Annotated in this window: 1 pseudogene; it reads right to left on the bottom strand. The window is 54.6% G+C overall.

Annotated features, from left to right (window positions below):
• Positions 1-127 precede the first annotated feature (127 nt).
• Positions 128-251, bottom strand: a pseudogene (locus F7Q90_RS26310) (transposase); the annotation flags it as partial.

Below are 251 nucleotides of genomic sequence, written 5' to 3'. Positions count from 1 at the left end.
GTGGTTGCGTTACGTCATCGGTCATATACAGGACTGGCCGGTGAACCGGGTCCGCGATCTGCTGCCATGGAAGGTCGAGCTTCCCTCTGCCTGAACGTCAATACGGTCTGAATGCGACGCTTACATTTCTGACCGAGGTGCCGGAGGATCTTTCAACGGGTACCACGCCCAGAAACGCCGCAACCTGTTCTGCTGTATCGAAATGATGACTCCGCAGGATAACCAGCATGTTCAGACCTAACTGAAAACCC

This window comes from Pantoea stewartii subsp. stewartii (assembly GCF_008801695.1).
In the GTDB taxonomy this organism is placed as follows: domain Bacteria; phylum Pseudomonadota; class Gammaproteobacteria; order Enterobacterales; family Enterobacteriaceae; genus Pantoea; species Pantoea stewartii.
Note: the sequence above shows the minus strand (reverse complement) of the source record. Positions and strands in the feature narration are given on the sequence as shown.